This window comes from Rhizobium sp. A22-96 (assembly GCF_053521805.1).
Window position 1 is genome coordinate 847,985 of the sequence record NZ_JBNWDQ010000002.1, and the last position, 26,049, is coordinate 874,033.

22 protein-coding genes are annotated in these 26,049 nt (G+C 60.7%); 6 read left to right on the plus strand and 16 right to left on the minus strand.

Features of this window, described 5'->3' with window-relative positions; genetic code table 11:
• Positions 1 to 48: 48 nt before the first annotated feature.
• Positions 49 to 903, minus strand: a complete 855-nt coding sequence (locus ACQZ6F_RS10585) for a GNAT family N-acetyltransferase (protein WP_077469613.1) — start codon at positions 901 to 903, stop codon at positions 49 to 51.
• A 327-nt stretch (positions 904 to 1,230) separates the two neighbouring features.
• Between ACQZ6F_RS10585 and ACQZ6F_RS10590 the strand changes: the two genes are divergently transcribed.
• Entirely contained in the window at positions 1,231 to 2,553 is a 1,323-nt protein-coding gene (locus tag ACQZ6F_RS10590) for a UDP-glucose dehydrogenase family protein (protein ID WP_068401561.1), read from the plus strand.
• Between the two features lie 72 nt (positions 2,554 to 2,625).
• Positions 2,626 to 3,630 (plus strand): NAD-dependent epimerase, encoded by a 1,005-nt coding sequence (locus ACQZ6F_RS10595; RefSeq protein ID WP_449092391.1) that lies wholly within the window; start codon positions 2,626 to 2,628, stop codon positions 3,628 to 3,630.
• A gap of 9 nt (positions 3,631 to 3,639) precedes the next feature.
• Here the strand turns inward: ACQZ6F_RS10595 and ACQZ6F_RS10600 are convergent, their stop codons facing one another.
• The 5 genes from ACQZ6F_RS10600 to ACQZ6F_RS10620 form a co-directional block, all read right to left on the minus strand.
• Positions 3,640 to 4,146: a flavin reductase gene (locus ACQZ6F_RS10600; RefSeq protein WP_449092390.1), complete on the minus strand. Its 507-nt coding sequence runs from the start codon at positions 4,144 to 4,146 to the stop codon at positions 3,640 to 3,642.
• A 299-nt stretch (positions 4,147 to 4,445) separates the two neighbouring features.
• Positions 4,446 to 5,174: a class I SAM-dependent methyltransferase gene (locus ACQZ6F_RS10605; protein ID WP_449091860.1), complete on the minus strand. Its 729-nt coding sequence runs from the start codon at positions 5,172 to 5,174 to the stop codon at positions 4,446 to 4,448.
• 127 nt (positions 5,175 to 5,301) lie between these two features.
• Entirely contained in the window at positions 5,302 to 5,808 is a 507-nt protein-coding gene (locus ACQZ6F_RS10610) for a VOC family protein (RefSeq protein ID WP_449091859.1), read from the minus strand.
• Positions 5,808 to 6,197 (minus strand): RidA family protein, encoded by a 390-nt coding sequence (locus tag ACQZ6F_RS10615; protein ID WP_077469609.1) that lies wholly within the window; start codon positions 6,195 to 6,197, stop codon positions 5,808 to 5,810. The genes ACQZ6F_RS10610 and ACQZ6F_RS10615 overlap by 1 nt, the downstream gene beginning before the upstream one ends.
• Before the next feature lie 61 nt (positions 6,198 to 6,258).
• Positions 6,259 to 7,158, minus strand: a complete 900-nt coding sequence (locus tag ACQZ6F_RS10620; RefSeq protein WP_068401567.1) for a DMT family transporter — start codon at positions 7,156 to 7,158, stop codon at positions 6,259 to 6,261.
• Positions 7,159 to 7,405: 247 nt separating this feature from the next.
• Between ACQZ6F_RS10620 and ACQZ6F_RS10625 the strand changes: the two genes are divergently transcribed.
• On the plus strand, positions 7,406 to 7,831 hold the full coding sequence (locus tag ACQZ6F_RS10625; RefSeq protein WP_174072032.1) for a hypothetical protein: 426 nt from the start codon (positions 7,406 to 7,408) through the stop codon (positions 7,829 to 7,831).
• Positions 7,832 to 7,881: 50 nt separating this feature from the next.
• Here the strand turns inward: ACQZ6F_RS10625 and ACQZ6F_RS10630 are convergent, their stop codons facing one another.
• From ACQZ6F_RS10630 to ung, 3 genes are all read right to left on the minus strand, one after another.
• Complete coding sequence (locus tag ACQZ6F_RS10630; RefSeq protein WP_077469607.1) at positions 7,882 to 8,493, minus strand: alpha/beta hydrolase; 612 nt, start codon at positions 8,491 to 8,493, stop codon at positions 7,882 to 7,884.
• A 14-nt stretch (positions 8,494 to 8,507) separates the two neighbouring features.
• Positions 8,508 to 9,440, minus strand: a complete 933-nt coding sequence (locus tag ACQZ6F_RS10635) for a VOC family protein (RefSeq protein ID WP_077469606.1) — start codon at positions 9,438 to 9,440, stop codon at positions 8,508 to 8,510.
• A 144-nt stretch (positions 9,441 to 9,584) separates the two neighbouring features.
• Positions 9,585 to 10,286 (minus strand): uracil-DNA glycosylase, encoded by a 702-nt coding sequence (ung, locus tag ACQZ6F_RS10640; protein WP_449091858.1) that lies wholly within the window; start codon positions 10,284 to 10,286, stop codon positions 9,585 to 9,587.
• 231 nt (positions 10,287 to 10,517) lie between these two features.
• Here ung and ACQZ6F_RS10645 point away from each other — a divergent pair, with 231 nt between their 5' ends.
• Positions 10,518 to 11,057 (plus strand): AAA family ATPase, encoded by a 540-nt coding sequence (locus ACQZ6F_RS10645; protein ID WP_449091857.1) that lies wholly within the window; start codon positions 10,518 to 10,520, stop codon positions 11,055 to 11,057.
• A gap of 173 nt (positions 11,058 to 11,230) precedes the next feature.
• Here the strand turns inward: ACQZ6F_RS10645 and ACQZ6F_RS10650 are convergent, their stop codons facing one another.
• Both ACQZ6F_RS10650 and ACQZ6F_RS10655 read right to left on the minus strand, forming a co-directional pair.
• Positions 11,231 to 13,678 (minus strand): GcvT family protein, encoded by a 2,448-nt coding sequence (locus tag ACQZ6F_RS10650; protein ID WP_449091856.1) that lies wholly within the window; start codon positions 13,676 to 13,678, stop codon positions 11,231 to 11,233.
• Between the two features lie 9 nt (positions 13,679 to 13,687).
• Complete coding sequence (locus ACQZ6F_RS10655) at positions 13,688 to 14,566, minus strand: phosphotransferase (RefSeq protein WP_449091855.1); 879 nt, start codon at positions 14,564 to 14,566, stop codon at positions 13,688 to 13,690.
• A gap of 315 nt (positions 14,567 to 14,881) precedes the next feature.
• Here ACQZ6F_RS10655 and ACQZ6F_RS10660 point away from each other — a divergent pair, with 315 nt between their 5' ends.
• Positions 14,882 to 15,691, plus strand: coding sequence for a DeoR/GlpR family DNA-binding transcription regulator (locus tag ACQZ6F_RS10660; protein WP_449091854.1), 810 nt, complete (start codon positions 14,882 to 14,884; stop codon positions 15,689 to 15,691).
• Positions 15,692 to 15,725: 34 nt separating this feature from the next.
• Here ACQZ6F_RS10660 and ACQZ6F_RS10665 read toward each other — a convergent pair whose 3' ends face one another.
• Positions 15,726 to 16,661: a LysR substrate-binding domain-containing protein gene (locus ACQZ6F_RS10665; protein WP_449091853.1), complete on the minus strand. Its 936-nt coding sequence runs from the start codon at positions 16,659 to 16,661 to the stop codon at positions 15,726 to 15,728.
• A 116-nt stretch (positions 16,662 to 16,777) separates the two neighbouring features.
• Between ACQZ6F_RS10665 and ACQZ6F_RS10670 the strand changes: the two genes are divergently transcribed.
• Positions 16,778 to 17,800, plus strand: coding sequence for a YeiH family protein (locus ACQZ6F_RS10670; RefSeq protein WP_449091852.1), 1,023 nt, complete (start codon positions 16,778 to 16,780; stop codon positions 17,798 to 17,800).
• On the opposite strand, the gene ACQZ6F_RS10675 is transcribed toward ACQZ6F_RS10670, so the two are convergent.
• From ACQZ6F_RS10675 to ACQZ6F_RS10690, 4 genes are all read right to left on the minus strand, one after another.
• Positions 17,763 to 19,595, minus strand: coding sequence for a putative bifunctional diguanylate cyclase/phosphodiesterase (locus ACQZ6F_RS10675; RefSeq protein ID WP_449091851.1), 1,833 nt, complete (start codon positions 19,593 to 19,595; stop codon positions 17,763 to 17,765). The two genes, ACQZ6F_RS10670 and ACQZ6F_RS10675, sit on opposite strands and share 38 nt — an antisense overlap.
• Before the next feature lie 130 nt (positions 19,596 to 19,725).
• The gene (locus ACQZ6F_RS10680) at positions 19,726 to 21,510 is read right to left on the minus strand and encodes an IlvD/Edd family dehydratase (protein ID WP_449092389.1); all 1,785 of its coding nucleotides are present in this window, start codon (positions 21,508 to 21,510) and stop codon (positions 19,726 to 19,728) included.
• Between the two features lie 7 nt (positions 21,511 to 21,517).
• The gene (locus ACQZ6F_RS10685) at positions 21,518 to 22,402 is read right to left on the minus strand and encodes an NAD(P)-dependent oxidoreductase (protein WP_449091850.1); all 885 of its coding nucleotides are present in this window, start codon (positions 22,400 to 22,402) and stop codon (positions 21,518 to 21,520) included.
• A 342-nt stretch (positions 22,403 to 22,744) separates the two neighbouring features.
• On the minus strand, positions 22,745 to 25,942 hold the full coding sequence (locus tag ACQZ6F_RS10690; protein WP_449091849.1) for an efflux RND transporter permease subunit: 3,198 nt from the start codon (positions 25,940 to 25,942) through the stop codon (positions 22,745 to 22,747).
• Between the last annotated feature and the right edge of the window lie 107 nt (positions 25,943 to 26,049).

Below are 26,049 nucleotides of genomic sequence, written 5' to 3' on the forward strand. Positions count from 1 at the left end.
TTTGTTAAGGTTAAAATCGCGCCCGTGACTAACGCGGCGCGGTCCCGGCTAGCCCAGTTCGAGCGTGGTGACGCCGAACACGCGATCAAGTGGTATTTCCGGCGCCTGACCACGATACATCCGCGCCGTCTCAAACACCGGCGACAAGCCAAATTCCTCGGCAAGCCTGACGGCGTGAAGATTGTCTACCGGCACATCCAGATAGATCGGGGCTCCCTTCGCCTCGGCGGCCAGGCGCGCCAGCAAAGCGCGCGCGATCTCCGGCTTGTTGGCAAATAGCGGGCCGACCTTGTAACCGTGAAAACAGCGCCGGATGGTGCCATAGCCACGAACTCTGCTGCCGCCGCCGACCATGAAGGATTTGCGTCTTTCCGGCGCATCGCACCAGACTCTGATGAAGGAGTGCCTCAAACCGGGGAAAATTGTGGCATCATATTGCAGTAGTCCCTGAAGCTTGCCATGCGTGACCGGCGTCACCTGTGTCGCCTGCTCCCCTGCATCCAGCACCTTGGGGATGCCACCGTAACGCACGGTGCGGTAGGCTACCTCAAAGCCGTGCTGGCGGTAATAGCCCTGCTGCGCGGCGACACCGTCCAACCCGACGGTACGATTGCCGGCAAGCGCCATGCCCTTGTTCCAGAGCTGCTTGCCATATCCTTTGCCGCGAAACTCCGGATGCAGCATGTAAAGACCGATGAAGGCAAAGCTCTCGCCGTAGCGCACCGCCGAGATACAACCCACAGGCACCTCGCCGATCGCGCCGATCAGGAAACCGGACGGATCCGCCTCCCAGAATGCATGGGCGTCATCGACGCCGGGATTCCATCCCTCCTGCCGAGCCCATTCGAGAGCGAGCTCCAATTCCCCGGCCCGCATTGTACGCACGGCAAAAGTCGACTTCATGCAATAGTCCCGAACCACCCATTATATAATCGCTCCGAAAGGAACGATTGCGCCCAATTCATCATGCGGCAACATGATGCCAATCACAAGCGATAGGCAATGATAGCCTTAAAGTACAAAGGCTTCGTTTCATTTGGGGCACAGGTAAAGGTGCAGTAGAATGACGCTGGCACGATCAGCTCTTTATGACACTTCTGTCGCAATTCCTTTGGCGGGAGCATCGGATATAGGCGTGCCCATTGATCCTGTGTATAAGCGCAGGCGATCGCCCATGCAGGCTCCGCGTCCCGACGCCGGAGCCTGCGCCAGCAAGAGGATTGAAGTTTCATGCGCATCACGATGATCGGCTCGGGGTATGTAGGGCTCGTGTCCGGCGTCTGTTTTGCCGATTTCGGCCATGACGTCATCTGCGTCGACAAGGACGCAAGCAAGATCGAGGCGCTGCAGCGCGGCGAGATCCCGATCTTCGAACCCGGCCTGGAGCAGCTTGTCGCAGACAATGTTCGCGCCGGCCGCCTCTCCTTCACGACAAATGTCGAGACGAGCGTCGCCGACAGCGATGTCGTTTTCATCGCCGTCGGCACGCCGTCAAGGCGCGGCGACGGTCATGCCGACCTCTCCTATGTCTATGCCGCTGCCCGCGAAATCGCCGAGCACGTCAAGGGCTTCACCGTCATCGTCACGAAATCGACCGTCCCGGTCGGTACCGGCGACGAAGTCGAGCGCATCGTGCGCGAAACCAATCCGCAGGCCGATGTCGCCATTGTTTCCAATCCGGAATTCCTGCGCGAGGGTGCTGCCATCGAGGACTTCAAGCGTCCGGACCGCATCGTCATCGGCCTCAATGACGACCGCGCCCGCGGCGTCATGACCGAAGTCTACCGCCCGCTCTATCTCAACCAGGCGCCGCTGCTCTTCACCGCCCGCCGGACGTCGGAACTGATCAAATACGCCGCCAACGCCTTCCTCGCTATGAAGATCACCTTCATCAACGAGATGGCCGATCTTTGCGAGAAGGTCGGCGCCAATGTGCAGGAGGTATCGCGCGGCATCGGCCTTGACGGCCGCATCGGCTCGAAATTCCTGCATGCCGGCCCCGGTTATGGCGGTTCCTGTTTTCCGAAGGATACGCTGGCGCTGGCAAAAACCGCGCAGGATTTCGACGCGCCCGTGCGCCTGATCGAAACCACGATCTCCATCAACGACAACCGCAAGCGCGCTATGGGCCGCAAGGTGATCGCGGCGATGGGCGGCGATATCAGGGGCAAGTCGATTGCGGTCCTGGGCCTGACCTTCAAGCCGAACACCGATGACATGCGCGATAGCCCGGCGATCTCGGTCATCCAGACCCTGCAGGACGCCGGCGCAACCGTCAGCGGCTATGATCCGGAGGGCATGGACAATGCCCGGCTTGTTCTGAACGATATCACCTATGCCGATGACGCCTATGGCGCCGCTCGCGGCGCCGATGCCCTCGTCATCGTCACCGAATGGAACCAGTTCCGCGCGCTGGATTTCGCGCGGCTGAAATCCGTCATGAAATCGCCCGTCCTTGTCGACCTCAGAAACATCTATCGCCATGACGAGGTCACAAAGCACGGCTTTGCCTATACCAGCATCGGCCGACCGATGAACGGCGCCGAACTCTAGAACGTCTACGTATTTCCGGGCGGAAAACCGCTGCGCACTTTCCTGGAAATGCTTCAAGCAAAGGCCGATCCATTGCGTTATCTCATCACCGGCACAGCCGGCTTCATCGGGTTTCACCTCGCCAGGCGCCTGCTAGACGAGGGCCATTTCGTCGTCGGCTTCGACGGCATGACGCCCTATTACGACGTCAGGCTCAAGGAGAAGCGCACGGCCATTCTCGCGCGTTCCAACGGCTTCAAAGCTGTCACCGGGATGCTTGAAGACAAGGCCGCGCTCGATCACGCCGCCGAGCTTGCCGAGCCTGACGTGATCGTCCATCTCGCGGCCCAGGCTGGCGTTCGCTACAGCCTCGAAAATCCGCGCTCCTACGTCGATTCCAATCTCATTGGTTCATTCAATATCCTGGAACTGGCGAGAAACCTCCAGCCGAAGCACCTGCTGCTGGCTTCCACCTCCTCCGTCTATGGTGCCAACGAAAAGATCCCTTTCGCCGAAAGCGACAAGGCCGACGAGCAGATGACGATCTATGCGGCGACGAAGAAAAGCATGGAGCTGATGGCGCATAGCTACGCCCATCTCTTCAATATCCCGACGACCGCCTTCCGCTTCTTCACCGTCTACGGCCCCTGGGGTCGCCCGGACATGGCGCTGTTCAAGTTCGTCGATTCTATCAGGAATGACAGGCCGATCGAGATCTACGGCGAAGGCAAGATGAGCCGCGATTTCACCTATATCGACGATCTCGTCGAAGGCATCATCAGGCTCATCGGCGTCATTCCGTCAGAGGAAAACCGGGTGGTATCGGAGACGATAACCGATACGCTGTCGAAGAACGCGCCCTTCCGCGTGGTCAATATCGGCGGCGGCCAGCCCGTGGGGCTGATGACCTTCGTCGAAACCATCGAGACGATGCTCGGCAAGAAGGCGATCCGCCATATGCTGCCGATGCAGCCCGGCGACGTCCACAACACCTATGCCGTGCCGGACCTGCTGGTGGCGCTCACCGGCTTCAAGCCGCAGATCGACGTCGATGTCGGCGTGCGCCGCTTCGTCGATTGGTATCAGGAAAACTACTGAGGAAATGGGTTATCCGGCCGGGTGATAAGCCCGGTCGAAATAGATAAGTCCCTGCCCGCCGTCGCGCAGACGGATGGCATCGACTTCGCACATCAGGATATCGTGTGTTCCGCCATCGGCTTGGCGCACGATACGGCAGTCGAACGAAACAAGTGCATCATCGAGCGCAGGCGAACCGGTCGACAGTTCCGACCATGCGGCCGCGGCGAAGCGCTCGGCGACAGGTGTCTTGCCGCCGAAGAGACGTGACAGGTCCTGGTGACCTTCGGACAGAACGTTGACGCAGAGCACGCCATTCTCGGTCACGGCAGGATGAACCGAAGCACCGCGATTGAGACAGACGAGCAAGGTCGGAGGGTTGTCGGTGACGCTGCAGACAGCAGTCGCGGCAAACCCGGCAAGCCCTGCCGGGCCATTGGTCGTGACGATGTTCACGGCTGCCGCCATACGCGCCATGGCGTTGCGAAATTCGGTTCGCACAGCATCGGGATCGGCGACGGGCACCGCCTTCTCCATCGCCACGGACGTTTTCATATTCATTCCCACTATCCCTACAAGCTCAGCCGGATGACCCAACGTATCGGGTCGAAGCGACGATCTCAAGCAACGGCATTTCCCGAAAGCCGCATCCCGGGAGCAATTAGTTTTCTATAAAATCTATCAACAATAGGAAAAGCAATCCCGGCCGCGAGCATCTGGGGTATTTGCGCCTATTACTGCCGACCGAATCCGAAGCATCAGGTTGGCCGTCCCATCGGCGAGACGACGGGACGTTTCCTTGACGGCATCGGCACGAGTTGGCGCTGCTTCCGCCGTTAGGTCCGCGTCGAGATCAGCAGAAACATCGGGCGCTCGCGCTCGATCACCCAATCCGGATGCAAGGCCAGATCCTGGTCGCTCGGCGACCATTCCTCGACATGGGCGATGGCGAAGCCCGATTTTATCAGCAGGTTGAGGGTCGTGCTCATGGTCCGATGCTGTTTGACGACGCCTTCGGCCAGCCAGTTTGTCAGCCGTTTCCCCTCGATCTGGTAGGCACTGAGCGGCCAGATCTTGCCGCCATCCGCATCGGTCAACCACTCCGGCTGACGCGGCGCCATGTAGATCGGATGTTCGATCGAAAAGATCAGCCGGCCGCCAGGCTTCAACGACTGGCGGATATTCGCCAGAAGCCCGGCAAAGTCCTCGATGTAATGGAAAGCCAGGGAGCTGTAGACCAGATCGAAGCTCGCCTTGGGAAGCTCCAGCTTCTCCAGATCCGCCCTGTCGTAGCGGATGCGCTCATCCTTCGTCTCGACGCGGGCGCGATCCAGCATCTTGTCGGATACATCGAGCCCCAGCACGCCGACGGCACCCTGCTCTGCGGCCCAGCGGCAGAACCATCCAAAACCGCAACCGAGATCGACGACATCGAGACCATGCAGATCCGGCAGCAACGCCCGTATCGCCGGCCATTCCGCTGCCCCCGCCAACCCTTCGACAGACCGCTGAAGCCGGCTATAGCCTTCGAAAAAGCCTGGATCGTCGTAGATGTTCTGGGTCATGGCAGTCTCCTATGCTCTCCGCGGCAAGCGATTGGCCGCATCGGCAAATATCAGTCGAATCTCCCCCGCATAAACCATAACGAAGCCGGCGCAAAGTCGGGGGAAGGAAGCGAGGCGCGGGCGGCTGTCAAACCGCCGTCTTCGGCCGCGCCAACCATTGCGAATAGGGCTTCACACCGAAGCCCGGATCGGCGGCCTCTTCAAGCACATGGATGAACTCGATCGAATGCCCGTCAGGATCGGAAAAATACTGCGAAACCGCCGGCATCCAGCCGACAACGACCGGCTCATCGAGCGGCTCGCCATGAAAGCCCTTCGGCTGAACACCGTTAGCCTTCAATGCGGCAGCGGAGCGAATGACATCGTCGAGAGAGGTTCTCAACGCGATATGAAGACGCATGCGAAGAGGCGCGCTGCCCGTTTCCCAGAGGCCCAGCATACTCGTGCGCTTGTCCCCGATCCAAAGGAAGGCGACATTCCTGCTTTCGATAATGGTCGCAACCTCGAGCTTCAGAATATCACGGTAAAATCCGATGGAGCGCTGAAGATCGGACACCGTCAGATGCGTTTCGTAAAGCCCCGTTATGTCGGGCATTTTCGGATCGACTGATTGCACCGGGCTGCCCGTCATCATCACACCACCTTCGCGGCCGTGACCTCGACCTCCACCAGAAACTCAGCCCGGGTAAACCCGCTGACGATCAGCAGCGTCGAAACCGGTTTGGGATCAAGCGTATAGCGGTCGCGCACCGCCATATAGGCAGGAAAATCCTCACGCGTGGTGACGAAGCCGGCGATACGGATGACATCGGCGAAGCTCATGCCGGCATCATCGAGAATGGCGTTGATCGCCTGGAAACACATCTCTGCCTGGGCAGTCACATCGTGCGGGATGCGGTCATCGAGGCCGATGCCGAGCTGGCCCGACGTGACCAGAAGACTGGCGCCCGGCGGCACCAGCAGGCCGTGATTGTAATTGCCGAAGGGGCGTCGGACAGACGGTGGATTGAATACCTTCTTCATCAATATCGACTCCTCGTGATCGGAGCGATTTCAACATTTTGAGGCGAAGCCCACAAGCCGTTCAATGCGTTCTTGCTGAAGTAACCACCCTATTTCGACGCACCTCCAACAGGATGTGCCCGAAAAGTGCTGCAAGCACGATCGGTCCGCCGATCAGCGTCGCCGTCGACGGCCGCTCGGCAAAAACCATCCACACCCATAACGGCGTCAGCGGCACTTCGAGTGCCGTCAGCAAGGCTGCATCGGAGGCGGGAACGAGCCGCGAGCCGAAGGTATAGAGGCTGAGGCCCATCGCGTTCTGGATGATACCGAAGGCGATGATCAGGCCGAGATCCTGGCCGGATATCGCAAGCGGCGAGGCAAACCAGAAGGTAATGAAGGAGCAGAGCCACGCCGACAGCGCCATCGCCGGCAGCATCGGTACATTGCGATGCTGGCGCATGACGACCGCGAGTGCGGCCACCGTCAGCGTCATGATCGCCGCCAGCCCTTTGCCGAGCCAGCTGCCGCCGTCGCCTGAATGGCCGGACAGCATGACGAGCACGCCGATGAAAGCGATGCCGCTGGCGATCAGCGTCCTCATATTGGGACGCTCGCCGATGAAGAGAAAGGCAACGCCGGCGGTGACGAACGGCACCGTCGCATAGATGACCATGGCGTCGGCAACCGACGTATAATAGATCGAGCCGATACCGCTGATCATCGAAGCCGTCGAAAAGACTGTCGCCGCCAGCGAAGGCCCGCGCATGGAGCGCAGGATGCGCCAGGCATTGCGGCGTTCGATGTAGAAAAACAGCGTGAAGACGCCGAGGCCGGAAACGATCCCGCGGCAGAAGAGAATGGTCATGAGGTCGGCGTGGATCGCCCGCACAAAGAGGCCCGAGGTCGACCAGGCCAGCGCCGAAAGCGCCACATAGGTGACGCCCAGCCTGTATTGCTGCTGTTCCGCCAGCGTTACCATCAACTCCCCCCGTCCTGTTGTGGCAGATCCATAGCGAGCGGCCATGCCACCCACAAGCAAAGCTTGCGCCCTCTGATGTCGTGGACGTCGGAAGATGCCGAGGGTTGCAGGAAGGCCACGCCCCAGGCCCCGTGGTTGAGCGAAGGATGATCGAAGTCACCCCCAAAAGCAGTTCCTGCGACATTCGTCTTGCAGATATTTTCCGCGGCTCTACGGTTCGCGTGAATTTCGGTTAAGGGAGAATCAGTTGCGCCTGCTGTCGGCCACCTTGTTCGCGTGCGGCTGCGTCAGCCTGGTGGATGGCCCTCTGTGGCCGCCGGCGCAAACCTATGTCGACGCGACGGTGCAATGCAGCCAGAGCAGCAATCCATCCCGTTGCCAGCATAACCGCGAAACATGGAAGGCTGAGTATGAGGAGGCCATCGCGGGCGGGTATCGCGCCCAGAAACATGTCGCCCTGTGCCTCAGCACTGGCTGCGACATGGCGATCCAGCCCGACAAGATGCTCGGCTGCGCATGGCGCATCGTCATTGCCGATGCGAAACACGTTCAGTCCGACAGCACTGATACAACCAATCTCAGCCGCTTCTGCGGGAATGATTATATCGACGACAACGCAAAGCTTGCAGCCGCATCCCAGGCGAAGGCCATGTTGCGCCTGATCGGCAAATAGCAGGCCGCAGAACAGCCAATGGCGGCCCTGCGGCGAGGTCCTGTTCAAATTCAGGCGTAGGGCGCGAGGAATGTACGGATCGCTTCGATCTCGTTCGGCCTGATATCGTGGCCGCCCGGATGCCATTCGAGCGTCACCTGCGCATCCTGCCGTGCGAAATAATCGGCGAGCGCCTGGGTAACGGGAGCCGGCGAGATGGGATCCCGCTCACCCGCCGTGATCAGCACGCGCCTCCCCTCCAGCCTTGAATTATCCTTCGGCTGGAACGGGATCAACGGATGCATCAGCACCGCTGCGTCGAAGAGATTGCCATGCTCGATCAGCACGTTGGCAAGGATATTGGCCCCATTGGAAAAGCCGAGGCCAAGCACCTGCGATGCGCCGTGCTCGGCCGCAAGCCCCGAGACATAGGCAGCCATCTTGTCCGTCGCCCGGGCGAGATCGGCCATATCGTAGACACCCTCACCCGTGCGGCGGAAAAATCGCGCCGCCCCATGTTCCGACACATCGCCGCGCGGCGACACAATGGTCGCCTCGGGCAAGAGCCGCGCCGCGAAATCGAAGAACTGGTTCTCGTCACCACCGGTGCCATGGAAGGTGAAGAAAATGGGTTTTCCCGGTGCACCGGCCTTCAGCCGGTGCACATAATTCGTATCCATCATGATCCCTCTCCCGATTAGCCTTCCAGCGGCTCGAGGTTCCGCTCGATCAGCTCGCGCAGATGCGCGTGCTGGCCGGGCAGTTTCAGCGCTTCGCCGAGATGCGCCGTGTCCTCATCGCGGTTGAAGCCCGGTTCGTTGGTGGCGACTTCGAACAGAACGCCGCCCGGCGTGCGGAAATAGATCGCCCAGAAGTAATCGCGGTCGATGACCGGCGTTACCTGATAGCCCGTATCCATCAGCGCCTTGCGCACTTCGAGCTGCGTTGCGCGGTTCTCGACGGCAAAGGCGACATGATGGACGGAGCCGGCGCCCGGAAGCGCACGATTGATGTTCGGCATGGTTTCGAGGTCGACATAGTCGGCACCGTTGCCACCGGGAATGGCGAGCCGCTTGACGCCTTCATGCGTATCGACGACCTCATAGCCCATGTATTTCAACAGTTCTGCCGTGGCACCCTCGTCCCGCAGCCGCATGGCGACGGAATGGAAGCCCCTGATGGCATGCTCGGCATCGACGCCGCCATGCGTCCAAGGCTGACGCTTGTCATCCTTGACCTCCACGAGAGCGAAGCCATCGCCATCCGGGCCGGCGAAATGCAGGCGCTTCTGGCCGAAGGATTCGTCGGCCTTCAGACCTTCGACGCCCTGCTTGCTGAGCCGCTCGGTCCAGTAGCCGAGCGCACCTTCCGGAACGGAGTAGACGGTATTGCCGACTTCGCCGGTGCCCGGACGGCCACGAGCCATCTTCGGAAACGGGAAATAGGTCATGATCGTGCCGGGCGTGCCGATCTCATCCCCATAGTAGAGGTGGTAGACATCGGGCGCGTCGAAATTGACCGTCTTCTTGACGCGGCGCAGGCCGAGCGTGTCGGTGAAGAACTTGTTGTTGGTACGGGCGTCTTCCGCCATCGAGGTAACGTGGTGAAGACCCTTGATCTGATTGAGCATCTCTAACCCCTTTGTTTCGCCTGCAACGGCAGGCGTTTCTCATGGGCAGAAGATGGTCCGCAAAGCCCTGTTTCGATAGCCCTCAAGTGCCAAACGGATTGTCTTCAATTATTGAACGACAGATGGATGTCGTTCAATATGAGGTCAACCATTACCTGGATCGCTCGGCAGTGCCCAGTCGATCGGCTCTCGTCCTTGCTCAGCAAGATAGGCATTGGCCTGAGAAAAATGCTTGGAGCCAAAGAACCCGTTATGAGCCGACAGCGGCGATGGGTGCACCGATTTCAGCACCAGATGGCGCTCGGTATCAACAAAGGCGGCTTTCTTCTGCGCGTAGGAGCCCCAGAGCATGAAGACGACGCCATCGCATTCGTCGTTGACCTTGCGGATGACCGCGTCGGTAAATTTCTCCCAGCCCTTGCCCTGATGCGAGGCGGCTTGAGATTCTTCGACGGTCAGCACGCTGTTGAGCAACAGCACGCCCTGTTTCGCCCAGCTTTCCAGGAAGCCATGACGCGCCGGCGGGATACCAAGATCCGTTTCGAGCTCCTTGTAAATGTTCACCAGCGACGGCGGGATGCGCACTCCGGGGCGAACACTGAAGCAGAGCCCATGCGCCTGGCCGACGCCATGATACGGGTCCTGCCCGAGGATGACGACCTGAACCTCATCGAGCGGCGTCAGATCCAGCGCCCGGAAATACTCGCTGCCGCGTGGAAAAATCACCTTGCCGCGCTGCTTCTCCTCAACGAGAAAGGATTTGAGCTGCTGCATGTAGGGGCTTTCGAATTCCGGAGACAGCGCCTCTTTCCAGCTTTCTTCCAGCTTGATACCCGCTTCCGCCATCGTCTCTCGCCTCCGTCTGTTGTCAGCATGCCGATTGAGGATGAAAGCGGCGGCGTGTCAAGAAAATGGCTGATGCGGCGGTGGAGAGATCACAGTTTTCGAAGAACGGCGCTGCTTGGCCCAGGCTGATATGGGAAATGGCGGCAATGGACGCAGCAAACGACCCCAATCGTTGACAATCTCATTTACTTCGGCCAATGGAAGCCATCCCAATTTTCCGACCGGTGCCCTATGCTTCCCTTGCATTCCCTTGGCGAGCGCATCGTCGTGCTCGGTCCTTCCAATGCCGGCAAGTCGACCCTCGCGGTTGCTCTTTCGAAAAAGCTCGGCCTCCCGGCCGTGCATCTCGATCAGCTTCACCACCTGCCCCATACAGACTGGCAGCAGCGCCCTGAAGCCGAGTTCGCCGCACTCCATGATGCGGCTATTCTTGAAGAGCGGTGGGTTATAGAAGGCAACTATTCGCGCCTGATGCCGCAGCGCTTCGCCCGGGCCACCGGTGCCATCCTCATAAGCTCCAACCATTGGCTTCGCTTTTCCCGCTATCTCAGACGCACGCTCATCAACCGTTCGAACCGCGCGGGACATCTCGAAGGTGCGAAGGACAGCGTCAAATGGGAAATGATTCAATGGATACTGGTCAAGACCCGCAGTAGCGGCGTCAAATATGCAAAAATGCTCCAGGAATCCGGCCTGCCGCTCATAGAATGTCATACGGCGGAGGCGCTCAATAATCTCTATCGGGCGTGGGACTTGCCGGACCGACGATAGGGGTTTTGTGCGAATGGCACCGGACTTCTGCGATCGGCCCCCACGTTGCGCCGATCTCATTAGCTGCAGCTTTTCAGTTTATTCGTCAAAAGCTCCGGCCACTATATCCATCCGTGATGAGATTGGCGGCTGGCCAAGCTGCGCCACCTTTCTCAAATCACTCATCCCCCAGATCACCCCTTAATCCGCATCATCTGCGGATCATAGAGCGGCTTCAGCGACACCTGGCAGGGCACGCGCCGCTGCGCCACATCAAGCTCGTAGCGGCCGGAGAGCACAAAATCCTCGGTCACGCCACTTGGGTCGCGAACATAGCCGTAGCCGATGGCTTTGCCGATCGTGTAGCCGTAGCCGCCACTTGAGAGCCAGCCGACACGCTGGCCGTCGCGATAGATTGTCTCGCGGCCGAGAAGTACGGTCTCGGGGTCGCCTGGTACAAAGCAGGCGAGCATCTTTTTCACGCCAGATGCCAGCTGCCGCTCGATCGCCTCGCGGCCACGGAATGCAATGTCCTTCTTCATCTTCACTGCCCATGCGAGCCCGGCCTCAACAGGCGTATGATCCGGCCCGATATCGGAGCCCCAGGCGCGATAACCCTTCTCCAGCCGGCAGCTTTCAATGGCGCGATAGCCGGCATTGATAAGGCCGTGCTCGCGCCCGGCCGCCATCAGCACGTCATAGACAGTGCCCGCATATTCCACCGGCACATGCAGCTCATAACCGAGCTCGCCGACATAGGTGATGCGCAGCGCCCTCACCGGGCAGCCGGCAATGCCGACGGTCCGCACCTTGCCGAAGGGGAATGCGGCATTGGAAACATCAGCCGATGTCACGGCCTGCAATATCTCGCGCGACTTCGGCCCCATGAGCGACAGCACGGAATAGGCCGAGGTCACGTCCACCAGCTCGGCATGCAGGTCAGCCGGAATATTCCGGGCGATCCAGTCGAAATCATGCGTGGCAAAGCCCGTGCCCGTGGTGATGTAGAACTCGTTTTCAGCGACACGGGCGACGGTGACATCGCATTCGATGCCGCCCCGGTCATTGAGCATCTGCGTATAGGTCAGCGCGCCCACAGGCTTGGCGACGTCGTTGGCTGCGATCCACGAGATCGCTGCCTCGGCATCCCGGCCTTTCAGCACGAACTTGGCAAAGGAGGTCTGGTCGAAGATGACGGCGGCCTCGCGAACGGCCTTATGCTCACGGCCGACAGCATCGAACCAGTTTTGCCTCCCATAGGTATAGACGTCCTTCGGCTCCTCGCCGGCAAAGAGATCGGCAAACCAGTTAGGCCGCTCCCAGCCGAGCTTTTCACCGAAGCAAGCGCCCTGAGCTTTCAGGCGGTCGTAGAGTGGCGATTTACGGCAGGGTCGGCCGCTGGAATGCTCCTCGAAGGGCCAAGCCATGGTGTAGTGCTTGCCATAGGCCTCAAGCGTGCGGGTTCGCACCCAATCGGTATCGAAATGCGGACGGCCGAAGCGGCGGATGTCGACCGGCCAGAGGTCGTAGGGTGGCTCACCCTTGGCGACCCATTCGGCGAGCGCCATACCCGCACCGCCGGCAGAGGCAATGCCGAAGGCATTGAAGCCGGCGCCGACGAAGAAATTCTTCAGCTCCGGCGCCTCGCCGAGAATGAAATTGCCGTCGGGCGTAAAGCTCTCCGGACCGCACAGCAGCTGCTTGACGCCAGCCGTCTGCAGTGCCGGAACGCGCACCAGCGCCTGCTCCATGATCTGCTCGAAGTGGTCGAAATTGCTGTCGAGCAGCGTGTAGTGGAAATCCTTGGGAATGCCATCGAGCGCCCAGGGAATCGGGTTCGGCTCATAGCCGCCCATGACCAGCCCGCCGACCTCTTCCTTGTAATAGGTCAGCCTGTCGGGATCGCGCAGCGTCGGTAGGTTGGAGGGGACGCCGAAGGATTCGGTGATCAGATATTGATGCTCGACGGAGACGAGCGGCACGTTGACGCCGAAGCGGCCAGCAAAGGTCCGCGTCCATTGCCCGGCACAGACGACGACGCGCTCGCATTCGATGCGTCCCCTATCGGTGATGACGGCGCGGATCCGACCCTTGTCGATTTCGAGATCCAGAACCTCGGTATCCTCGAAGATCGAGACGCCGCTCATGCGCGCGCCCTTGGCCAAGGCTTGGGTGATATCGGAAGGATTGGCCTGCCCGTCGGTCGGCAGGAAGGCAGCCCCGACCAGATCGTCTGTATCCATCAGCGGCCAGAGATCGAAAGCCTCCTTCGGTGTCAGCAGATGCATCTGCAGGCCGAAGGATTGCGCCGTCGTCGCCTGCCGCTTGACCTCTGTCCAGCGCTCCTCGTTGCAGGCAAGGCGTAACCCGCCATTCATCTTCCAGCCGGTGGCAAGTCCCGTCTCGGCCTCGAGCTTCTTGTAGAGATCGACGGAATAGCCGAGCATCTGGGTGATATTGGCGCTGGTGCGCAGCTGGCCGACGAGGCCGGCAGCATGAAACGTCGTGCCCGAGGTCAGCTTCTTGCGCTCCAGCAGCACCGTATCGGTAAAGCCGAGCTTACCGAGATGGTAGGCGGTCGAGCAGCCGATGATGCCGCCGCCGATGACGACGGTTTTCGCTGTGGTCGGCAGGTCCTTCATTGCGTCACCTCAAGAATTGCGAAAATCCTGCCAGGCGCTCTCAAACCGCCGCAGATTTTCAGCTGTATAGGAAGAATAATCGAATTCGATGTCGGAATGGATTTCTGAAACCATGCTCCACATCGTCTCGCGCAGGAGCGAAGCGCATTTCATCGCCTGATAGCGCCGGCGCAGATCGTCGCTTACCCACGCCTCGAAATAGGCCTCCAGCATCGCCACTTCCTGCTGCTCGGAAAATTCATTGTTGGAGGCGAGGCCGCCGAGGTCGAAGAGCGGCGTGTTGAAACCGGCATAATCCCAATCGATCAACCAGAGCCGTTTGCCGTCATCGAGGAAATTCGCGGCCAGTAGATCATTATGGCCGAAGGCGATCTCGAAGGGACCAGCCTCGCGTTCAAGCCGCTCGGCAATATCGAGAAAGGAAGGCAGCCGCGACTTGTGCTGGCTGCCGCCGGCATCGAGCGTGGCCGCATAGTCCCTCACCACATGGAAGACCCAGAAGATCGCCGCGGCCCCGCGAAAATGCCGGCCAATATCGCGATGACAGGAGCGGACGAGACACACGACGCGCGCCATCATGCTCGGCTCACTTACGTCATCGGCGGAGAGCGGCTTGGCGTCGATATAGTCAAGCACCATGATGCCGGGCTGATGATGAATGACAGCCGGCGAAAGGCCGGCCGCATGCGCAGCCCTGCTCGCCGACACCTCATTGGCACGGCTGATATGGTGAACCGGAATATCCGAGCCGAGCCTCACGACGAAGCGTCGTCCGCCATTGTTGACTAGATAGTTGCGGTTGGTAATGCCGCCTACAAGCGGGGCGATGTCGATCGGCCCGCGCCAAATATCGAGAGACTGTATCCTGTCTTCCGGCGTTACGATCATTCCCCCTCCGGCGCCTCTAGCGAGCATCCTTTGGACGAGAAAGGTTCCTTACAATGGCAAAGCTGTCAAGAACCGATCCACAAAATCAAACAGATTCTTGGCTTTTTGTTGGATTTGCGAATAATTCCCAATCGAATGAGCTATGGATAGTCTAACACGGCGCTTCACCGTAGGTGAGATTTGTCTTAAAAACTCCAGCGTGAGGCGATCGGATTCATCTCGCAGAGAGCTTGCTGCCCCCTTGGCACAGGCGCCTGCTCGATCCGGAAGCCATTTGCATATCTTGGGATCGATACCCTCAATAGGATCAGGATCATGTCGGGCATATCCCAGCCACCGCTTCACTCCAATCATCGCGAGCGCGAGATTCTGGAGGAACTCCGGCTGGCCGGCGGCGCAAGCCGCATCCAATTTCTTGCCGAGCGTCTCGGCGTCTCGGAAGAGACGATCCGCCGTAATATCCGCAGCCTGGAAACCAACGGTCTCGTCACCAAGGTCCATGGCGGCGTTCATATCAAGGACTCGATGATCGAGCCGCCGTTGCACCTGCGCATGAACGAGAATGCCGAGGCCAAGCGGATGATCGCCGCATCCGTCGCCTCGATGATCGAAGACGGCGATACCCTCTTCCTCGATGTCGGCTCTACCACCGCCTTCATCGCCGTCGCGCTGCAGAAACACCAGAACCTTTTCGTCGTCACCAATGCCCTGTCAGTGGCTCATGCGCTCGCCACCCGCAACGGCAACCGCATCTTCTTCGCCGGCGGCGAACTGCGCGGTCATGATGGTGGCGCCTTCGGCATGGAAGCGGCCAATTTTCTGCGGCGCTTCAACATACGACACGCCATCCTCTCGGTCGGCGCGATCAACGCCACCTCGGGCTTCATGCTGCATGATCTCGAAGAGGCGGAATATTCGCGCGAAGCCGTGAGCCGGGCTGAACGCTGCATCATCGTTGCCGACAGCGCCAAATTCGGGCGCAGCGCCCCGATCATTCTGAGCGAGCCGGAAACCTTCGACGTCCTCGTCACCGACGAGGCCCCACCCGCCGACATCAACGCCATGCTGGAGCGCAACCAAATCGAACTCGTCGTCGCCAACCGGCAGCGGGCCGAGCGACGCTAGGCGAACTCATCGGAGATCGGGGTTACCCAGCATTCTAAGCGCCAGCCGGTTCGCTCCGCTCATCCGGATCGAAACTGGCGAATTTGCGATAGCTCTTGCACATGGCCTCCAAGGTCAGCGCCGCCTTGCTGGCGTGGCGCTCCTTGTGGCGCAGCAATCGGAAGCTGCGCGCCGGCAGATCGAAACTGGCCTGAACCAGCAATCCCTGCCCGAGATAGGCTTTCGCCGCCGCGCTGGAAATAGCGGCTGCGCTTTGGCCCAGGCAAACCGCCGACAGCACGGCTTCGTTCGACGGCAGAACGAGTGCAACATTGAGATCGGCTGACGGGGCGCCGAGCTTGGCAATCGCATTCTCGAATTCCGAACGGGTACCCGAGCCTTCCTCGCGCATCACCCAGGATGTGCCGCCTGCAAGGTCGGAACCGGTCAATTGCCGCCCGTCCGCCCAGGGATGGTTCGGTGGCACGACGATGACAAGCGCGTCTTGGGCGACGATCTTCATCGACAGTGCCGGCGCGTCCACCTCGCCCTCGATGAACCCGAGTTCCGCTGCGCCATCGATGACGGCTTCCGTGACAGTGCGGGTGTTACCGATCGTCAGATCCAGCTCGATGCCGGGATAATCGCGGTGAAACCGCATCAGCAGCGGCGGCAACCAGTAGCTGGCAATGGTCTGGCTCGCATAGAGGCTGAGCCGACCGCGCTGCAATCCAGCAAGCTCGGACAGCATGAGTTCGGCCGAACGCACACGGGCAAGCGTGGCTTTCGCCTCCCCTAAGAAGGACCGCCCCGTCTCCGTCAGCTCGATCCGCCGGCCGACGCGGTGGAACAGCTCCACCCCGTAATAGGCCTCGAGGTTCTTGATCGCCGAACTCACAGCCGAAGGCGTGAGGTGAATGGCCTCCGCAGCATGGGTCAGGTGTTCGCGCTCGGCGACGGCGACGAAAATGGCAAGCTGCTCAAAGGTCATGGGAAATCATTCTAATTTATCGAACGAAACGTAGGATAATATTCGATGGATGTCCACATCGACAGATGAGACTTTCCTACCGTCAGCAAATCATAACAAAAGATCGACGGTACGACATGCCCCTCGCCCAACGCGCAAACAAAATCCTCCCCGGCCTCGCACTTACCTGTGCCGTCGCAGTTGTCGCCTATGCCGGCGAACATGCGGAACTCAGCCTTCTCGGCGGCCGCTGGATCGAGAGCCTGGTGCTCGCCATCGCCCTCGGCATTGCCGTCTGCACCATCAAGCCGTTGAAGCCGACCATGCGGCCGGGCATCGATTTCAGTGCCAAGATCCTGCTCGAAATCGCCATCGTCCTCCTTGGCGCGTCCATAAGCCTCTCGGCAGTGCGTGGAGCGGGCGTCTGGCTGATCGCCGGCATCGCCATCGTCGTCGTGCTGTCGATTGCCGCAACCTATTTGATCGGGCGTCTGCTCGGCCTGCCGCCGAAGCTGGCAACGCTGATTGCCTGCGGCAATTCCATATGCGGCAACTCCGCCATCGTTGCCGTCGCGCCGGTGATCGAGGCCGATTCGCAGGAGATTGCCGCAGCCCTCGCCTTCACGGCCGTGCTGGGCATTGCCGCCGTCTTTCTGCTGCCGTTCCTCTACTTCTATTTCGGCATGAGCGTGCCGCAATATGGAACGCTTGCCGGGTTGACCGTCTATGCGGTCCCGCAGGTGCTCGCCGCAACCGCCCCTGTCGGCCTTCTCGCCGTCCAGACAGGCACGCTGGTCAAGCTTGTTCGCGTCCTGATGCTCGGCCCTGTCATCTTCATGCTCGGCATTCTCACCAAAGTCGAGACGACGGATGCAAACGGTCGCAGCGGCCATCATCACTCGCTGGTTCCATGGTTCATCTGCGGCTTCCTCGGGCTGATGGCAATGCGTTCTTTTGGCCTCATCCCGGATGCTCTGGTCGCCCCGATGCAATCGGTCTCGAGCATCCTCACCGTCATCGCCATGGCTGCGCTGGGACTGTCGGTGAACATCCGCTCTGTCGCTCATGCCGGCGGGCGCGTGATCGTCGCCGCCACGCTGTCGCTGCTGATGCTCGGTGTGATCAGCTACGGTCTGATCGTCGCGTTGCAGATTCAGTAGCGCGCCCACCGCCGGCAACGGCGGATCGGCGTCTGCCGGATGCAGGAGCCGGCTTCAGCAGTGCCGCAATCTCGTTTTCGGGGGCAGGATAGCCAATGGCATACCCCTGAAGCTCGTCGCAACCGAGGTCGGCCAGAATACGGGCATGTTCCTCGGTCTCGACACCCTCGGCAACGACTTCGACATTCAGGGCCCGGGCGATTTCGACGATCGAGCCGACGAGGCGGCGCTGCTCTTCCGAGACCGTGACAGCCGTCACCAATTGCCGATCGATCTTCAAGCGTTTCGGCTTCAGCTTGACCAGGCCGATCAGTGAAGCATGACCCGAACCGAAATCGTCGATCTCAATATCGATACCCATCTGTTTGATCCCATCGATATTGGCGAGCACCCGATCGTCAGGATCATCGAGGAAGATGGTTTCCACCAGTTCGAAGGCGATGGCATGTGGCGGTATCTTCAGTGCCTGCAATCCCTCGATCAGATCGTGATCGGCGAGCCGGCGGCCGGAAATATTGACGGCGATGCGTGGCGGCTCGACGCCCTGCGACACCCAAACGGCGCGGTCGGCAAGTACACGCGTCAGCACGGCCGCGTCGATCTCGGCGGTAAGCCCGTATTCCTCAGCCAGCTTGAGGAATGCCACTGGATACAGCAATCCCTTTTCCGGATGCCGCCAGCGCGCCAGAGCCTCCAACCCAACGATGCGGCGGCTGCGTGCGTCGACCTGAATCTGATAGAATGGCTCGATCTGCTGCAGCATCGGCGCAAGCCGCAGTTCGTCGGCCAACCGACGTTCCGCATGCAGATCTGCCTGGAGCTCCGGCGTGAAGAACTCGACGCGGTTGCGGCCGAGCTTCTTGGCCTGAAAAAGCGCGACATCGGATTCTGCCAGCAGACTGCCCGCATTGTCGGACCGGCTCGACGCCACCCCGATGGACGCACCGATCCGAAGCATGTCGTTGCCGAAGCGCACTTCGCGCCGCAGCCGCGAGAGAATGTCGTCGGCGATGGCCTCCAACCTCTCGGCGCTGCCGATATTGACCAATACCGCCACGAACTCGTCGCCACCAATACGCGCCACGAGATCGCTGGCAGTGATCGCCGCTGAAATACGGGCAGCCGCGCTCTGCAGCGTCGCATCACCCGCCGCATGGCCCCATTTGTCGTTGATCTCCTTGAAACCGTCGAGATCGATATGAAGCACACCCAAAGTCTCGACGTCCGCATCCTTGCGCAGTTCGGCCAGCCGTCGGTCGAAATAGCGCCGGTTGGGAAGGCCGGTCAGGTAATCATGATCGGCGGCATATTCGATACGGGCGCGGCTTTGTTCGAGCGCTACGGCCCGCGCCTCGGCGATCGCCTTCTGGCTGGTCAGTTCACGATTGAGCTGGACGTCGGCGGTGACATCCCACTCCGCGCCGATAAAGGAGGGCGAACCGTCGTGATCTTCATAGAAATGCGCACTGGAGCGCAGATGGCGCACCTCTCCGCTGGGCAGAACGATGCGAAACTGCGAGTTATAGAAGCCGCGCCCATCGAGAGCGATCTGGAAGTCGTTGACTGCCCTCTCGACATCTTCGGGATACAACGCATTCATCCAGACGTCAGACGGCACCCGGCGATCTTGAAGGCCGGTTCCATAGAGCCGGTGCATCTGCTGGTCCCAGAGCAATTCCTTGTCATTGACGTTATGCTGCCAGACACCGATTTGAGACGCCTCAAGCGCCAGCTCCAACCTTCTTAAAAGGTCCTGGAACTCTTCTTCGGTTCGCCCTGATGCCGTCTCTGCCAAAGAGCTCAACCCCCTTCGGAAATTGGAGAGATTACATAACTGTTACTCAATAGATTTGCACTACTGCCTTTCGCGAACTTTAACGGCGGCCCCTACCGGCCACCTGCCAACAGTTTGCGTCAAAATGCTATTAGTGATTATGCCTAGGCGGCGTGGCCGCGAGATTGCGAAACTCGGCAGCGCCTTCGAGCACGGCACCATCGGAAAGCTGCGTGACTGAACGGCGATAGATGCGCTGCCATGGCGTCGCGTCCGGCGGGACCGGCGGTATGCCATCGCCTTTGCGGCGCTCGATCTCCGCTTCCTCCACCAGCATGTCGCAGCGGCCGTGATTGAAGTCGATGCGGATGGTGTCGCCGGTCCTGAGCCAGGCAAGTCCCCCGCCGGCCGCACTCTCCGGCGAAGCGTTGAGAATGGATGGGCTGTCGGCCGTCCCCGACTGGCGCCCATCGCCGATCGTCGGAAGGCTGCGGATGCCGCGCTTCAGGAGCGCATCCGGCGGCTGCATGTTGACCACTTCGGCCGATCCCGGCCAGCCGATCGGCCCGGCCCCGCGAATGACGAGGATGGTCCTCTCGTCGATACCCAGATCGGCGTCGTTGATGCGCTTGTGATAGTCCTCCGATCCGTCGAAGACCACGGCCCTGCCCTCGAACATGCCTTCGTGGCCAGGCTCCTGTAGATAACGGCTGCGGAAATCCTCCGACACGACGCTCATCTTCATGATGGCGAAATCAAAAAGATTGCCCTTCAGCACGAGGAAGCCGGCGCGCTCCTTCAAAGGCTCGGCAAACGGGAGGATGACCTCGCGATCCGTCGCTTCCCTACCCTTAAGATTTTCCGCCATCGTCTTGCCGGTCACCGTCGGGCAGCTTCCGTCAAGCTTATCGGCCTGCAGCAGCTCCCACATGATGGCGGGAACACCGCCGGCACGATGGAAGCGCTCACCGAGATAGGCGCCCGCCGGCTGCACATTGGCAAGCAGCGGAATGTCGAAACCATGCACCTGCCAGTCATCCGGATGAAGCTCGACGCCGGCATGCTTGGCCATCGCCGCCAGATGCGGCTGCGCATTGGTCGATCCGCCGATGGCGGAATTGACGCGGATGGCATTGAGAAAAGCCTGGCGCGTCAGCACGTCGGACGGCTTGATGTCCTCAAGCACGAGCTCGACAGCGCGGCGGCCGGTGCGATAGGCCATCTGGCCGCGCTCGCGATAGGCGCCGGGAATGGCGGCGCAGCCAGTGAGCGACATGCCGAGCGCCTCGGCCATGGCGTTCATCGTCGAGGCCGTTCCCATCGTATTGCAATGACCGATCGAGGGCGCCGAAGCGAGAGACGCCTCCATGAACTCCTCCTCATCGATCTCGCCGGCCGCCAGCTTGCGGCGCGAGCGCCAGATCACTGTGCCGGACCCGGCAAGCTCCCCGTCATGCCAGCCATCCAGCATCGGGCCGCCGGACAGCACGATCGCCGGAATGTTGACGGTGGAGGCCGCCATCAGCGCCGAGGGCGTGGTCTTGTCGCAGCCGGTGGTCAGTACCACGCCGTCGAGCGGATAGCCGTAGAGCACTTCGACGAGACCGAGATAGGCAAGGTTGCGGTCAAGCGCTGCCGTCGGCCGCTTGCAGTTTTCGAAGATCGGATGGGTCGGGAATTCGATCGGAATACCTCCGGCATCGCGAATGCCATCACGCACGCGCTTGGCAAGATCGAGATGGTGGCGATTGCAGGGGGTCAGATCGCTGCCGCTCTGGGCAATGCCGATGATCGGTTTACCCGAGCGCAGCTCTTCCGGCGTGATGCCGTAGTTCATGAATCGCTCCAGATAGAGCGCCGTCATATCGATATGATCCGGATTGTCGAACCAGTCCTGCGAACGCAGGCGGCGCTTGGATGCACCCTTATCGCTCATCTCTTCCTCAAGCCTTTCCTTGGCCATTCTTGTCTTCCAGATACTGCAGCAACCCGCTGTGATCCTGCTCGCCACCGCCATTTTCGACGAATTCCGCAAACTCGGCCCTGACGGCCTCCGTCAGCGGCAGCTGAAGCGAGAGATTCTGGGCAGCGGCAAGGACCGTATCCAGATCCTTCAATTGATTGCGGGCGGTTCCGCCCGGCTCGAAATTGCGCTCGATCATGCGCTGGCCGTGCAGTTCCAAAATCCTGCTTTCGGCGAAACCACCACGAATGGCCGCACGAAATGCCTCGCGAGAGCCACCGCCCGCTTCGACAAGCAGCATCGCCTCGGCAACGGCGCCGATGGTCACCGCGACGATTTGCTGATTGCCGAGCTTGGCAAGCTGACCGGTGCCGCTTGGGCCGACGCGGGTCACGCGACCAAGCGGCGCCATGACATCGCGAACACTGTCTATGACGTCGGCATCGCCGCCGGCCATGATTGCCAGCGTCCCGGCCGCAGCACCGACCACGCCGCCGGAGACCGGCGCATCGATATGCCTGATACCGCGCTCCGCAAGCTTGAATGCGTGCTCACGGGCGATGGCCGGCGGGATCGAGCTATTGTCGATGACGACGGCCCCGGACTCCAGCGCATCAGCCACGCCGCTGCCGAACAGGACTTCGCTGACGGCACCGCCATTGGTGAGCATGGTAAAGACGACCGATGCCCCCCTTGCCGCCTCCACGGCAGTAACAGCGACGGTCGCGCCATGCTCAGCGAGCGGATCAGCCTTGCTGCGGTCGCGATTCCAAACGGTGAGCGGAAAACCGGCATCAAGAAGCCGCCGTGCCATCGGCGCTCCCATCAATCCCGTCCCGAGAAAAGCGATCTTTCTGCCGCTCACAGCGACGTCCTCCGAATTATGAGCATGTGAAACCTGCAACGTTGCAGCGCCCAGTCAACCCAACCGATCCGACAACAACCTTACGCACACCACTATCCTTAACCTTGGGTGCCGATGGGCAGCTCCCTATGCCCGGTATACGTCAACCAACTCACCCAAGAGCTTGATAAACCTATGGTGACCGCATGCAAAGGAAATCCGTGCGCATGTGACAAATTCTGCCGGCAACGGAACGCGCGGCCCGGCAGAGGCAGGAATTGAGCCAGCACAAAAGAAAAGGGCGGGACCTTGCGGTCCCGCCCATGGGGTGTCGAGCACTGGAGTACCGCTCGGCACGGCCCCCTATTCGGCGGCGATCGGGAGTACCTCCGCCGAATGGTCATTATCGTTGTGATGGTGCTGCTTCAGCGGACGGTTGCCCGACAGAGTGCGGATCAGCACATAGAAGACCGGCGTCATGAAGATGCCGAAGAAGGTGACGCCGATCATGCCCGAGAACACCGCGATACCCATGGCGGTTCGCATCTCGGCACCGGCACCGGTCGAGGTAACCAGCGGCACGACACCCATGATGAAGGCCATGGAGGTCATCAGGATCGGACGCAGACGCAGACGGCTGGCCTCGATGGCGGCCTGTACCGGCGTGCGGCCTTCAAATTCCAGTTCGCGGGCAAATTCCACGATCAGGATCGCGTTTTTCGCCGACAAGCCCACCAACACCACCAGACCAATCTGGGTGAAGATGTTGTTGTCCCCACCCGTGAGCCAGACGCCGGTCAGCGCCGCCAATACACCCATCGGCACGATCATGACGATGGCGAGCGGCAAGGTCAGGCTCTCATATTGGGCGGCCAGCACGAGGAAGACCAGCAGCAGCGCCAGCGGGAAGACGACGATGCTGGAATTGCCGGCCAGAATCTGCTGGTAGGTCAAGTCCGTCCACTCGAAGTCTATGCCGGCGGGCAACGTCTCATGCAGAATCTTCTCGATCGCCGCTTGTGCCTGACCCGACGAAAAACCGGGCGCCGGGCCGCCATTGATGTCGGCCGCAAGGAAGCCGTTATAGCGGTTCGTACGCTCTGGACCGGTGGTGGCATCGACCTTCAGCAAGGCTGAAAGCGGGATCATCTGGCCCGATGCCGAGCGAACCTTCAACTGGCCGATATCTTCCGGCTGGGCGCGGAACTTGGCATCGGCCTGTACGCGGACGCTGTAGGTGCGGCCGAAGGCGTTGAAGTCGTTCACATAGAACGAACCGAGATAGATCTGCAGCGTCTGGAAGACGTCGGTGACGGAGACCCCGAGTTGCTCGGCCTTGGCGCGGTCAAGATCGGCGAAGAGCTGCGGCACGTTAATCTGGAAGCTCGAGAAGATGCCAGCGAGTTCCGGTGTCTGGTAGGCCTTGGCAATCACTGCCTTGGCCGCCTGGTCGAGCGCCTGGTTGCCGAGGCCGGCACGATCCTCGATCTGCAGCTTGAAGCCGCCTGTCGTGCCGAGACCGTTGACTGGCGGCGGCGGGAACATGGCGATGAAGGCATCCTGGATGGCGCCGAACTTCTGGTTCAGCGCCATGGCGATCGCCCCGCCCGAAAGATCGGGAGTCTTGCGCTCGTCGAAGTCCTTCAGCGTCACGAAGACGATACCGGCATTCGAGGAATTGGTGAAACCGTTGATCGACAGGCCCGGGAAGGCGATCGCATTGGCGACGCCAGGCTGCTTCAGCGCGATATCAGTCATGCGCTTGATCACGCTTTCCGTGCGGTCGAGGCTTGCGGCATCCGGCAACTGTGCGAAGCCGATCAGATACTGCTTGTCCTGCGATGGCACGAAACCGCCTGGAACCGTTGTGAACAGGCTATAGGTCGCTCCCACCAGCGCGAAATAGATCACCATGACGATGCTCTTGCGCGACAGCAGGCCGCCGACGCCCTTGCCGTAGTATTTCGAACCGGTTCCGAACGCCCGGTTGAAACCACGGAAGAACCAGCCGAAGACCGCGTCCATGACCCGCGTCAACCGATCCTTCGGCGCATGATGACCCTTCAGGAGCAGCGATGCCAGTGCCGGGGACAGGGTGAGCGAGTTGAAGGCCGAGATGACGGTCGAGATGGCGATCGTCAGCGCGAATTGGCGGTAGAACTGGCCGGACAGGCCGGAGATGAAGGCGAGCGGCACGAAAACCGCGACGAGGACCAGCGCGATGGCGATGATCGGACCGGAAACTTCCTTCATGGCCTTGTAGGTGGCGTCCCGCGGGCTGAGCCCGTTCTCGATATTGCGTTCGACGTTCTCGACCACCACGATCGCGTCGTCCACGACGATACCGATCGCCAGCACCAGGCCGAACAGACTGAGCGCATTGATCGAGAAGCCGAAGACATACATCACCGCGAAGGTGCCGATGATCGACACCGGAACGGCGATCAGCGGGATGATCGAGGCGCGCCATGTCTGCAGGAACAGGATGACGACGAGAACAACCAGCGCAATGGCTTCGAGCAGCGTGTCGATCACCTTCTCGATCGACGCGCGGACGAATTTTGTCGTATCGTAGACGATCTCGTACTTGACGCCCGCCGGCATGGCCTTCTGCAGATCGTTCATGGTCGAGCGCACATTGTTCGCGATCTCGATCGCGTTCGAACCAGGCGCCTGGAGAACCGCGACGGCGACGGCCGGCTTGCCGTCGAGCAGCGAACGCAACGTATAGTCTTCCGCACCCAGTTCGACGCGAGCGACGTCGCGAAGGCGGGTGATCTCGCTATTGGCGCCCGTCTTGACGATGATGTTGCCGAACTCCTCGGGCGTGCGCAGGCGGCCCTGGGCGTTGACGTTGAGCTGCAGATCCACGCCCGGCCGGCTGGGCGAGGCACCGATGATGCCGGCCGCGGCCTGGACGTTCTGCGAGCCGATCGCATTGCTGATATCGCTGGCGGCAAGATTATGCTCGGCCGCCTTCTGCGGATCGATCCAGACGCGCATGGAATAGTCGCCGGCGCCGAAGACCTGCACCTGCCCGACGCCTTCGATGCGGGCGAGCCGATCCTTGACGTTCAGGGTCGCATAGTTTCGCAGATAGGTGATGTCGTGGTCGGCCCCGTCCGAGACGAGGTTGACGACCATGATGAAGTCGGGCGAGCTCTTGACGGTCGTGATGCCGAGGGTACGGACCTCCGCGGGCAGGCGCGGCTCGGCCTGCGAAACGCGGTTCTGCACGAGCTGCTGCGCCTTGTCCGGATCGGTGCCGAGCTTGAAAGTGACCGTTACGTTGAGAACGCCGTCGGACGTTGCCTGGCTGGACATGTAAAGCATGCCCTCGACGCCGTTGATCTGCTCTTCGAGTGGCGTCGCAACCGTTTCGGCAATAACGGTCGGGTTGGCGCCGGGATAGGTGGCGCGCACGACAATCGACGGCGGCACGACCTCCGGATATTCGGAGATCGGCAGCGCCCTGAGGCCGATAAGGCCGGCGACCACGATGAGGACCGAAAGAACACCGGCAAAGACCGGGCGGTCGACAAAGAATCTGGAGATGTTCATATCAAAGCCCTCTCCGGGGTGAAAGCGGATGCAAAATCCCTGTCCGGCAAGCTGAGAGCCGCCGGCGGATCATGTGAATTCGGATGTTGGCCTTCTCCCCACGGGGA

Bases quoted from the DNA above. Each gene is read 5' to 3' on its own strand.
- ACQZ6F_RS10585 (WP_077469613.1), bottom strand. From the start codon at position 903: ATGAAGTCGACTTTTGCCGTGCGTACAATGCGGGCCGGGGAATTGGAG.
- ACQZ6F_RS10590 (WP_068401561.1), top strand. From the start codon at position 1,231: ATGCGCATCACGATGATCGGCTCGGGGTATGTAGGGCTCGTGTCCGGC.
- ACQZ6F_RS10600 (WP_449092390.1), bottom strand. From the start codon at position 4,146: ATGGAGAAGGCGGTGCCCGTCGCCGATCCCGATGCTGTGCGAACCGAA.
- ACQZ6F_RS10605 (WP_449091860.1), bottom strand. From the start codon at position 5,174: ATGACCCAGAACATCTACGACGATCCAGGCTTTTTCGAAGGCTATAGC.
- ACQZ6F_RS10610 (WP_449091859.1), bottom strand. From the start codon at position 5,808: ATGATGACGGGCAGCCCGGTGCAATCAGTCGATCCGAAAATGCCCGAC.
- ACQZ6F_RS10615 (WP_077469609.1), bottom strand. From the start codon at position 6,197: ATGAAGAAGGTATTCAATCCACCGTCTGTCCGACGCCCCTTCGGCAAT.
- ACQZ6F_RS10620 (WP_068401567.1), bottom strand. From the start codon at position 7,158: ATGGTAACGCTGGCGGAACAGCAGCAATACAGGCTGGGCGTCACCTAT.
- ACQZ6F_RS10630 (WP_077469607.1), bottom strand. From the start codon at position 8,493: ATGATGGATACGAATTATGTGCACCGGCTGAAGGCCGGTGCACCGGGA.
- ACQZ6F_RS10635 (WP_077469606.1), bottom strand. From the start codon at position 9,440: ATGCTCAATCAGATCAAGGGTCTTCACCACGTTACCTCGATGGCGGAA.
- ung (WP_449091858.1), bottom strand. From the start codon at position 10,286: ATGGCGGAAGCGGGTATCAAGCTGGAAGAAAGCTGGAAAGAGGCGCTG.
- ACQZ6F_RS10645 (WP_449091857.1), top strand. From the start codon at position 10,518: ATGCTTCCCTTGCATTCCCTTGGCGAGCGCATCGTCGTGCTCGGTCCT.
- ACQZ6F_RS10650 (WP_449091856.1), bottom strand. From the start codon at position 13,678: ATGAAGGACCTGCCGACCACAGCGAAAACCGTCGTCATCGGCGGCGGC.
- ACQZ6F_RS10655 (WP_449091855.1), bottom strand. From the start codon at position 14,566: ATGATCGTAACGCCGGAAGACAGGATACAGTCTCTCGATATTTGGCGC.
- ACQZ6F_RS10660 (WP_449091854.1), top strand. From the start codon at position 14,882: ATGTCGGGCATATCCCAGCCACCGCTTCACTCCAATCATCGCGAGCGC.
- ACQZ6F_RS10665 (WP_449091853.1), bottom strand. From the start codon at position 16,661: ATGACCTTTGAGCAGCTTGCCATTTTCGTCGCCGTCGCCGAGCGCGAA.
- ACQZ6F_RS10670 (WP_449091852.1), top strand. From the start codon at position 16,778: ATGCCCCTCGCCCAACGCGCAAACAAAATCCTCCCCGGCCTCGCACTT.
- ACQZ6F_RS10680 (WP_449092389.1), bottom strand. From the start codon at position 21,510: ATGAGCGATAAGGGTGCATCCAAGCGCCGCCTGCGTTCGCAGGACTGG.
- ACQZ6F_RS10690 (WP_449091849.1), bottom strand. From the start codon at position 25,942: ATGAACATCTCCAGATTCTTTGTCGACCGCCCGGTCTTTGCCGGTGTT.